Origin of the sequence: Pectobacterium sp. HCp5_1 (assembly GCF_032905925.1) — a bacterium.
GTDB classification, from domain to species: domain Bacteria; phylum Pseudomonadota; class Gammaproteobacteria; order Enterobacterales; family Enterobacteriaceae; genus Pectobacterium; species Pectobacterium brasiliense_A.
Genome location: NZ_JAUMIO010000058.1, coordinates 1 through 9,257, shown reverse-complemented (window position 1 = coordinate 9,257; position 9,257 = coordinate 1). Strand labels below are relative to the sequence as shown.

At 44.6% G+C, this 9,257-nt stretch carries 9 protein-coding genes; 4 read left to right on the top strand and 5 right to left on the bottom strand.

The window, feature by feature from the left end; genetic code table 11:
• Positions 1–140 precede the first annotated feature (140 nt).
• Genes Q3A88_RS21180 through Q3A88_RS21170 form a run of 3 tightly spaced genes read left to right on the top strand, consistent with a single transcriptional unit; the run spans position 141 to position 1,597 of the window.
• Entirely contained in the window at positions 141–437 is a 297-nt protein-coding gene (locus Q3A88_RS21180; protein WP_317178596.1) for a hypothetical protein, read from the top strand.
• Between the two features lie 35 nt (positions 438–472).
• Positions 473–961 (top strand): hypothetical protein, encoded by a 489-nt coding sequence (locus tag Q3A88_RS21175; RefSeq protein WP_317178595.1) that lies wholly within the window; start codon positions 473–475, stop codon positions 959–961.
• 57 nt (positions 962–1,018) lie between these two features.
• Complete coding sequence (locus Q3A88_RS21170; protein ID WP_317178594.1) at positions 1,019–1,597, top strand: hypothetical protein; 579 nt, start codon at positions 1,019–1,021, stop codon at positions 1,595–1,597.
• A 161-nt stretch (positions 1,598–1,758) separates the two neighbouring features.
• Here Q3A88_RS21170 and Q3A88_RS21165 read toward each other — a convergent pair whose 3' ends face one another.
• The 3 genes from Q3A88_RS21165 to Q3A88_RS21155 are packed head-to-tail and all read right to left on the bottom strand — an operon-like array spanning position 1,759 to position 7,335.
• Positions 1,759–4,959, bottom strand: a complete 3,201-nt coding sequence (locus tag Q3A88_RS21165; RefSeq protein WP_317178593.1) for a hypothetical protein — start codon at positions 4,957–4,959, stop codon at positions 1,759–1,761.
• Positions 4,960–4,968: 9 nt separating this feature from the next.
• Entirely contained in the window at positions 4,969–6,384 is a 1,416-nt protein-coding gene (locus Q3A88_RS21160; RefSeq protein ID WP_317178592.1) for a hypothetical protein, read from the bottom strand.
• Between the two features lie 9 nt (positions 6,385–6,393).
• Positions 6,394–7,335 carry a helix-turn-helix transcriptional regulator gene (locus Q3A88_RS21155; RefSeq protein ID WP_317178591.1) on the bottom strand — a complete coding sequence of 314 codons (942 nt, stop codon included), beginning with the start codon at positions 7,333–7,335 and terminating at the stop codon, positions 6,394–6,396.
• Positions 7,336–7,942: 607 nt separating this feature from the next.
• Here Q3A88_RS21155 and Q3A88_RS21145 point away from each other — a divergent pair.
• Positions 7,943–8,185 (top strand): hypothetical protein, encoded by a 243-nt coding sequence (locus tag Q3A88_RS21145; RefSeq protein ID WP_249663126.1) that lies wholly within the window; start codon positions 7,943–7,945, stop codon positions 8,183–8,185.
• A gap of 155 nt (positions 8,186–8,340) precedes the next feature.
• Here Q3A88_RS21145 and Q3A88_RS21140 read toward each other — a convergent pair whose 3' ends face one another.
• Both Q3A88_RS21140 and Q3A88_RS21135 read right to left on the bottom strand, forming a co-directional pair.
• A complete protein-coding gene (locus Q3A88_RS21140) occupies positions 8,341–8,679 on the bottom strand; it encodes a hypothetical protein (RefSeq protein ID WP_317178590.1) in 339 nt (112 codons plus the stop codon).
• Positions 8,680–9,151: 472 nt separating this feature from the next.
• Positions 9,152–9,257: hypothetical protein (locus Q3A88_RS21135; RefSeq protein WP_317178013.1), on the bottom strand; the 106-nt coding region annotated here is incomplete at its 5' end.

The window sequence follows — 9,257 nt, the reverse complement described above, 5'->3', positions numbered from 1 at the left end:
ATTGCTGCTATGATCGGCATCGCTCAGTCCGGTTGGTGATTTGTTTGGTTTGGCGATTGATCAGATCGCATAACTCGGACTGAGTTCCCTTCGAGTGATCTACTATTTGGCGAAGCTATTTAGCCAGCAAAACCGCCACCATGACCATTGAAATGAGCGATCAGTCAAAGTCGCCAATTAAATTTGAAATCATGGGTAACGGACCAGCTATTAACGGTATGCCCGGCGTCTGTGAGATCAGTGGTGAAGCCCCATATTGGGCAGGAACCGACTCCGGTTTAGCATGGATGTATCTGTCACCCGACAAAAAGACCATGGTACTGATTAAAGGCCGTTCAGATGACAATTGGGCGGTACTCAGCTTGCTCCCTCTTGGGCTTTGTGGCGTCGGCGCAGAGAACTCTATTGATGGCGTTTATACCGCCAGAAAAAAATAAAACAGCACTCTTTATTCTCAAGGTAAGGATTGGATATGGCACAGATCACGACATGGCAACGCTGCCAGAAAAAACAACATGTCGCCAAACTATTTAAACCAACGCCGCTATGCAGAAACTTTACGGCCAACGCAGGGAAAATCTCAATGTCTTCTGTACGCAAAACGCTTATTGCCATAACTACCGGAATACTTCTGACCGGATGCAACACCGGAACACCAGAATGCAACAGCGATGATGCCAAAAATCTGGTGGTCAGCATCGCAACGGAACAACTGGCAAAACAAACCGCGATGCTGAAAAAATCACAATTATCCGGTTTAGCCCCCAATAATATCGAACAGATTAGATTCTCGGTGAACACCGTCAGAACAATGCAACACCAAAAGTCACAGGAAATTTATGAGTGCGCGGCAAACTTACTGATGACAGGGCCGGAACAATCAACAACACTCCCTATCACCTACACGGTGCAGCAAACCGATGACCGCAAACAGTTTCTTGTCAACGTTGTCGGTTTGTAGCCATTATTCACACAGGGATATGGCACACCAATAAAATAGAATTCCACTGGACAATCCATGCGAAAAAATAAACTTAACAAACGCTCTGCATTTTTTGCGTATCTCGTTGCGGAAGGTATCCAGTGGAAAAGAAACGGAAAAACGACAGCAGTTTTCGGTAGTCTTCATTTGCACCAACACCAGGGCAGTCGCTTCAAGGTTCCTGCCAACCTCTGTGTTCACGGCGATATTCACTTTGCTGAATACAGTAAAATCCCCAAAAACATCGAGGTAACGGGAAGTCTGTATATCCATTGTGCCCCACTTTGCCGTTATAACTCGAAAATCAATATACCCACATCTTTAAAAATCGGTTCAAGCGTATACCTGTACCACTACAACGGGCGTTGGCCGACCAATATCAACATTATTAATGGGCATTTTTTCTGGATATACTCTGACATCAAAAGCCTTCCTGAGATCTTCGTAGTTAAAGGGGTAATGGATGTTACCGGTTCAATACTTAAAACCCCACCGTCAGATCTGACGGTGGATGGTGATTTGAAAATGCTGGGCACTCGGGCGACTCACTTGCCAGAGCGGATGACACTGGGGGGAGTATTGAATCTTTCGTTTTCGGAGATTGGATACCCGTAGAGATTAAGTCCCCCTTTTCGCAGTCAGACGCTTCGGCAGCATCCATTCAGTAATAATTAGAGTTGTATTGGTGCTGATGGATAGATGCTTTATTACCCGTAAAAACAGATAACGAGTAATAAAGCGTTCACTGATTAAGCATCAGTAATATAATTTTCTTCCTAAGACTGCCAAATATACGTACCAAGTCGCAGGAATGTTTCGTGAGAATTAGGCGAATATACGCTCAACAATCCTTGTTCGTTCGCTGCAAGATATTGCCAGTCCCCCTCATCGAGCATCAACTCTTTGAAATCAACACCGTCCTGACTCAGATAGACAACCTGATTATTCAAGCTGGACGGGAACAAGCTGATCTCCGACAAGTGAAAACAGTCAGCTACGCGTAGTTCGCTAGCATGTTGTTTCCACTCATAACCTTTATCAGAAGTCAGCAGAAAATGAGAGTAAAAGCACATTAACAAATCATTCATCCGGGATACAAGAATACCACCATAGAACTCCTTCTCACTGTTCCAGGTGCAAGAACGCCAACTTTTACCTGGCACGTGATACTCAATAATAGGATCTGATTTAGGACGTTTCTTCACTGATGTGTATAAATTGTCGTATTTACAGAATGCCAACAAGCAATCGATACCTGGCAGCGCACAAAGACGCTCCATTTCAATCCCTTCGCTGTAATTTGGCGCATCTTCGTATCGGTGCCATTTAGCATCAAGGCTGTCGGTACAGAAAATAACCGGCTTCTCGTAAGTCAATGTTTTCGTCGAGTCGAAGAAAAAACCTTCCTCTTTGTACTGATAATCCTTACGTTCCTTAAATCGCCACAACCAAAGATGGTTAAAATAAACAAGATCCTCGGTAAAACTGAACCTCCAGTTATTAGATACATCCGGGAACTGGCTTTTCTGCCAATTCACAGCATCGTTGGAATAATAGAATCCGGAATCGGAGCCGGAGAACATCACCCAGATACCCTCCACAATTATAATCTTACTTACATAACGTATTTTCTCTGACGGATCAGGGTTAACGACATGCCAGTTCAGTCGATCCTCACTACGATAGAAACATTCATCATTATCAACGAGTAACCAGACATGCCCATCCGTTTTGACGTGACGAATTTTTTCCGGATCACAGGGTGGATTTTCAATATCCTGCCATTCGATCCGAAAACGCAGCTCTCTGCCACCTTTCACTATCGTAACAGATTGTTTATCGAGTTTTTCCAACTCTTTCTGCTGCAACCACTCGATATGTTTCTGCTCTTTAATACGAATGACAGACCGGTCAAACTCACCACGTGCAAACAGTTCAAGCTGTTCGGCAGCATCAGAACATGCGTTTGAGAAAGCCGTTAACGCATTATCAATTTGCTCCTGATAATCACTGAGTTGGTTATACCAGTCTTCATTTTCTGCAGAGTTATCCAATTCATAATCGGAATAACTGATTTGATCGTCGTATTTAAAGGTCGGTAACTCCCAGCGGGAGATGATACCGTTGGCCTTACTCAAGACTGAGGAGTTTGTCGAGAGGAAATCGCGGGCCTTTTTACGAAAATCATTCAGGAGTGAAACGCAGGATTTTCTCCCCAGAGCACAGGCTGATCCACCAACAGCGGAACCCACTTTACTCAGGAAGCTTTCATCATCAAACGACCCCATGTAAAAGCTATAATCGCCAGCTTTATCAGTCACTTTCAGCAAATCAAAACCAAGCATAGTAGACGCATTGCTAGCGGCATAAAGCTGCTTGATCACTTCCGAGAATTGATTTTTAAATTGCACCTCGCGATAGCGAAAGATATTATTCCATCCCTGCGTCAACGGAACCAGCTTCGCAGCACTGGTGAGCAACTTCGCTTCGTCATTTTCTTGAAGCAGCGCCAGCATGTAGGGGAAACTCTCCTTAAACTGCACAGGCTTCAGGCTACTAAGCAAACGCATAACCTGTGGGTTTTCAATGTTCTTACCACATAGCATTAGCAGAAAGAACGCATCGAGAAGCCAGGTGTAACGCGCGCTATCATTACTAAGCAGTTCCAACATTACCTGCTGATATTCCTGGTATTTATAAGGGCTGTCTGCAAGGCTGGTAATTTCGTCAACCACCGCAGGACTGCCTGCATATTCCCCCAAAAGCGCTAAAAACTCATACCCTTGCTTACTCATTGATGCGGAATTTTCAATACTCAGCGCGAGTAAAAGCAGATAGAGAGATTTTTTATCTTCGCTATCTGTGGCGTCCAGAAAGCAGTGCTGACGAATATCCGGCAATGCTGAAACCAGAGTCAACTTCTCAGCAGAATCATCCTGCATATCCTCAACGGTAATAGCATTTAATCCATTAATATCCCGATAAATATCGATAGTCACCAAACTGCCACCGATCACTTCGCTTATCAGATCGCGAATGCTGTAGATGGTTGATAAGCTGGAGAAGGCTTCACCAAAAAGTTTGGAAATCAGCTTTTCGCGTGCTTCATCGCTGTTGCACAGCGCGTCGTCGTCAATCAGAGAGACGATCGTTTCATATTGTTCGGATAGAAAATAGAGAGCGTTAAAACCAATGCCTGAGATATTGTTCTGAATAAAGTGGGAGTCAATTTCATAATCATCCACCGAAAGTTCGATCAGCGAACGGTAGCGATCGATGCCGATAATATCTATCTGATCTATAAGCTCAATAATGAAATCTAGCAGGCGCACTTCTTCATCACAGTTGACGCCTAACTTTTCAAGCGTCACGATCAGATAATTGATATCTGCCGCCACCAGCTCAGCATCCTGATGCCTGCGCATGAAATCATAGGCCAAGCTTAACACCAGAATGGTACCCGGGTAGGATTTATAGCGACGCTTATTCGCTTCTATATCTAACGACCAGTTATTAAAGCGGGTGTTATTTTCCACATGTACGAGGCGGCGGTTAATTTTATCAATTGCCTGTTCGAGAAAATCCCGCGTTTCAATGATATATTCGTTCATAGTCCCCAAATTATTGCGAATAATGGCAATACTCTGGGAATTGATTAAGTTTTGCTGCTGCAGTTGCATTAAATAGTGCCATGCAAACCGCTGCATCTGCAAAGCATCTGACTGATTCAATAACTGATTCTCAGTATTTTTTCCGCTGACAGCCCCCCAAAATCGCTTAAAAAAACCACTGCTCGCCTGATTTTGTAATCGCTCTTGGCTGCTGGAAATCAACTTTGAGGCGTCCAGTGCCAGTTGCTGCGTAAGTGCTGCGTTTGCTTTGTGCTGCCTGACCAAATCAGTGACAGCTTTCAGTTCCATCCCTTCCAATGGTTGATGAAAAATCTCTTGTTGCTGCGCAACAGTCATATCAGTCATTTTAGTTCCTTACAGATTATTAATTTTATTTCTTAAGCGAATACTTTGCGCTTCCATGGTTTTTATCTGGCTGGAAAAATGTTTTTCAGATAAATAAAGGCCTTTATGGAAATCGGCGTAATATATTTGGGATTGATGCAGATAACCCAATGCATCGTGCATCACTTGGCTATCACTCACCACCTGCTCGGTATTAGCGAGGGTAAGCTCGAAATTTTTCTCTATGTGATTATCCAGCGCAATATTCATCGCCAGCGTAGTGACTAAGCCGCCGATGAGGCTTCCCACCAACATGCCAACAGGTCCACCGGGAGCTCCCACAGTCGCACCTATGGATGCTCCTGCAACACCGGCCCCCGTTTGGAACAGGCCTTTTCCCGTGCGAGACTCGAGTTCCTGTGCCGTGATTTTCCCTGCTGCAAACAGCACTACGTTTTGCACCACTTCCACCGCACACACGGCAGTCCCCGCGATACCGCCATTGGCAAGGCTGCGTTTAAAAACGGTACCCGCGAACAAACCAGGCAAGGAACGCGCGGCAATGCTGACGCTCGCGGTGGCAACCCCAGCTTTCAGAGCACTATCCCCAGCGGCAATTACCGTATTTTGCAGGATCTGGATGGTGGCTTGTTCAACTGTGATTTCTCCATTCCTCACCTGTCGAACATACTGGAATGTATTGATGCTGCCCGCAATCACGGTGGTGATCACAGCCGCAGAACCCGCAGCGCGCACGCTTTGTTGGATGGTCGCTTTGTTGAGATATCCGGTCTGCATTTTATCGTGCAGATCTTTACCCGATTGTGTGCCTGCCCCCACAGCCTCAGCCTCGTGCTTGCTAAGTGGCGTCGATTTAACCCCCTCAGCCTCAATGGATCCGGCAGTTTTATCACGCACTTTTTCTGCCGCCCCAGACACAGCCGGGCGCGTTTGTTGGTTTTTAAGTACGGTACGCTGGGCTGAATCCTTGATCCCATCGATTTGATCTGCCGGGCCGATAAATACATCGCTGTGCTGATACTGATGAACACCGTCTTTGGTGGAACGGAAGGCTTTTTGCGTCTCATCGGCATTGCGGAAATATTTAAGCTGTGCGCCCACTAACTGCTCATCGCCCTTCATCACCACGATGTCATGTACCTGATGATTTTTCCCCAGCGGGGTGTTCTTAAACTTGTCCGTAAAAGCGCGCACATCTTTGTCTTTTAGAATGGCATCAAGATTGAAGGATTCTGCGTGCCAGGTTTCCGCAGCAAAACCGCCTTTTATGGCGTTGTTTTGCGCCGTGGAGGAGATGGTTGACATAATATTGTTAGCTTGGTTTATTTCACCAACCATTCGTCCAATTTTTTCAGCAGCCTGCATTGGCCAAATTGGACAGAGGCTAATCGACTGAGTTACAGCTTTTTTGCGCTCGTGCATCATGGGGCATCCTTAGACGTTATCCTGGAAAACATTATCGGTTACAAGGTCATTTTCTTGAGTAAGTTGGGCAATATACTGAGAAAGTTGCACCACAAATGCATTAGCTTCCGTCACGGGCGATATGATTCGCACATTAGGCAACCAAAATCGCAGCGTAGAAAAGAGTTGTTCCCGATGTGCAATTCGCGTTGTGACAATCAACTTACCGTCCAGTGATTTGCTGATAATTTTTTGCTGCGGTAGTATGTTACGCCGCTCAAAATAGCGGGCAATATCGGGAAGCACTTCAACCGTGACTTCCATTTTGTTCATGCTGAACCAGGCATCGTCTTCGCTATCAAGATAGTCATGGATATCACTGTCTGGGGTAAACGTTGTTTTTTTGATATCCAGCCACTCAATTGCACTCACCCGAAAGGCTTTAATCATCAATTCAGCATCTGTTGCCGCCAGATACCATACTCCTTTTAAATTCATTAAACGGTATGGATGGAGAGTCCTGGGTTTTCCTTTATAGTGAATAATGCAAACCAAACTCTCTTTAATGGCTTTATCCAGACTGGAAAATGTGTTCTTCTGTAGCTCAGAGTTCAATGTTTCTGGAGGGAGGGGCAATATTTTTATTCGCTTATATTCAATCGCCGTGAGTATATTTCGTAACGAAACATTCCCGGATAACGGCAGTAATTCCCTCAGACCCGTTTTTTCACTCAGACTATCTAACGAAGGCAGTTTGTCTTCTGGCTCATTTTGCATACTGATATGATAGATCCCATCTTTAGAGCACGTGACAAACTCTCCTAGTCGATTTAGATCACGATAAATGGTTCTTTCCGTAACCTTAAAGCGACTTGCCAACTCACGACGAGAAACCGCACCATCCTTAAATAGCTTCAATAAAATCAGTGCGATACGATTTGCCAGACGCTCATGCCGTGAAGAATTATCCATAATCAAATCTCGGTCAGAATTTGGACTTCATACTACTCCAGCAAACTGACAGGAAGTGTCAGTTATTTCATGATTAGTGATTAAAAATAATGATTATGCGTTAAAACAGAATACAGGAGTTTAAAACCGAAGCGACTGGGTAGGTTGTTGATCGTGGAACGACTAAATCACTGCACAGTTGTGCGAATGGGAACATCCTGCTGATACGCCCCATCACGTACTGCAGACGGGAAACACTGACATGTAGCGTCAGACTTAAAGCCAACATATTCGCAACGGTAATACACAGAAAAATGGACTGGATCTCGGGGAGTTCTGTATGCATAAATCTGACGGAATTGGGCCATTGGCAACCCCTTGGCTCCCCTGCTGTTCGCTATTATGAGCAAATTCTTAAACATATTGACAAACTGGAGAATCACGAACCGGTGATTGAGATTATGGGTAAAATGTCGAGAGAGTGAATGACTGTAAATTTATACAGAAAAACTTCATACAAGCATTGTAAATCGAAGCGAACAGGACTACTCTTAACACTACATGTAGTGTCCAACTAATGATAGATGATACTACATATAACCTATCAACCTCTGTAAAGGACTGAAGCATGGCTAAGAATCCTAAACAAACGTCAAGTAAAGTCGCTTCTGTTGCTGGTCGAATCTTGAACGATTCAAATGCATCTAAATTACAAAAGCAGCTTGCAGCCTCTGCTCTTGCTCAACGAGTCGCATCCAGTCACACCAGCGATAAAATGGAAACTATTGCAGCTAAAGCACTTGATAATCCCCGTTCAGCCGAGCTAACAAAACAGCTTGCTGCTACAGTGCTAGCACAAGCGACAAAGTAAGACGGAATCATAGGGGCAGAAGTGCCCCTGAAATAGTTACTCATCTGGCGAACTAATAAGGTGGATAACCTTCCAGCACAAGAATATTGTTGCGTTCCTTACAGCATCCTCGATTCCTTTGCTACATGAAGAGATACCGCCAACCTACCATCAAGTCATCGGTCTATTTTGAATTTTCTTTTTGCTCCCTGAAAACCGCCAATTGCAGCAGCCACCACATAAGAGATGATTACCTGTATCGTGTTACGAGAAACATCCGAAACGAATTCGTCATCAAAAATGTTTACATAGCCATCTTCGGTATCTGCAACTCTTTGAATCAGATCGATGAAAAGGATGTTATTCAGATACAGGAAAGCAGCAATATTGCAGACAACAAGTACCCAGCCAAATTTGCTTAACCCTTGTCCTTTGCATGCGAGGTAAGAGGTAATCCCACAACTAAAAGAGCAAAATCCGATGATTGGGACTATCAGTTCAGGCGTATTAAGCATAAGTGATCCACACAACTGCCAGTAATCATTATATCCCCTCACGATAGATTAATCCTTTATCTGGAGCAACCCACCAACTACGGTTAATTCTTACCAGATGGACAGGATATTGTGAAGCATATTCAGGTAGATGGAGGGATTTCCGATATATCCCCTTCCTGATTCCAGGCGGGCTGTGTGCTCTGCGAATGAAGTTCTTAACGCCAGGTGTAGCGCAATCCAGGCTGAGTTCCGTTTATACAAAATGTTACTTATCGTATGGCTGATCCCATCGCACGTAACGCGTATCGGCATAACCGATGCGTTTGACCAACACTTTCAATGCATATCCCTCACAGTTTCTGATCATTCAATGGGAACTCAAATTCTGACACAGCAAATTACTCCTGAACCAGCGTCTAAACATGTAGGTTGTTGAATGCCTCAGGGCGTGAAGTGGAGCAGGTCCGTTTCTACTAAATAGCTTTGCATATTACCGCTCCACTTTAGCCAAACCATGTTGATTTCCGGGGAACGGCGAAGCGGCATTCATAAATCGCTTTACCTGTTCCAGTAACTGCCACATATACCGGCACTGA

What these genes read in the sequence shown, in the direction of transcription:
- Q3A88_RS21180 (WP_317178596.1), top strand. Translation starts at nt 141, where the DNA reads ATGACCATTGAAATGAGCGATCAGTCAAAGTCGCCAATTAAATTTGAA.
- Q3A88_RS21175 (WP_317178595.1), top strand. Translation starts at nt 473, where the DNA reads ATGGCACAGATCACGACATGGCAACGCTGCCAGAAAAAACAACATGTC.
- Q3A88_RS21170 (WP_317178594.1), top strand. Translation starts at nt 1,019, where the DNA reads ATGCGAAAAAATAAACTTAACAAACGCTCTGCATTTTTTGCGTATCTC.
- Q3A88_RS21165 (WP_317178593.1), bottom strand. Translation starts at nt 4,959, where the DNA reads ATGACTGATATGACTGTTGCGCAGCAACAAGAGATTTTTCATCAACCA.
- Q3A88_RS21160 (WP_317178592.1), bottom strand. Translation starts at nt 6,384, where the DNA reads ATGATGCACGAGCGCAAAAAAGCTGTAACTCAGTCGATTAGCCTCTGT.
- Q3A88_RS21155 (WP_317178591.1), bottom strand. Translation starts at nt 7,335, where the DNA reads ATGGATAATTCTTCACGGCATGAGCGTCTGGCAAATCGTATCGCACTG.
- Q3A88_RS21145 (WP_249663126.1), top strand. Translation starts at nt 7,943, where the DNA reads ATGGCTAAGAATCCTAAACAAACGTCAAGTAAAGTCGCTTCTGTTGCT.
- Q3A88_RS21140 (WP_317178590.1), bottom strand. Translation starts at nt 8,679, where the DNA reads ATGCTTAATACGCCTGAACTGATAGTCCCAATCATCGGATTTTGCTCT.